Source organism: Yoonia sp. R2-816, assembly GCF_046762905.1.
Classification (GTDB): Bacteria; Pseudomonadota; Alphaproteobacteria; order Rhodobacterales; family Rhodobacteraceae; genus Yoonia.
In genome coordinates, this window is the sequence record NZ_JBKQXN010000281.1 from 1 (window position 1) to 283 (window position 283).

A 283-nucleotide genomic window follows, 5' to 3' on the forward strand; every position below is an offset into this window, starting at 1 on the left:
CCGTTGTCGGCCTGTTGCAGGAACGCTGCGATCTTCTTCATCTGATGGACGCCGGTCGGAAAGACCTGGCCCTGTTCATAAAGAACGGATCGCAGCGCATTGATCTGTTCAGTGCGCTGGCGCACCAGACGGTCGCGTGAATGGAACACAACGCCCCGGGCGATTTGCGCGTTGCTTTTGGGTTCCACAAACCGCATCTCCGGGCGCTGCGCCGCAATCACAATCGCCTCAGCATCAGCCGCATCATTCTTCTGCCGTTTGACGAATGGCTTCACGTATTGTG

General features: G+C 57.6%; 1 protein-coding gene. It reads right to left on the reverse strand.

The window, feature by feature from the left end; translation table 11 throughout:
- On the reverse strand, positions 1-283 hold a 283-nt coding region (locus ACFWW2_RS16860; protein WP_393929836.1), incomplete at both ends, for an IS110 family transposase.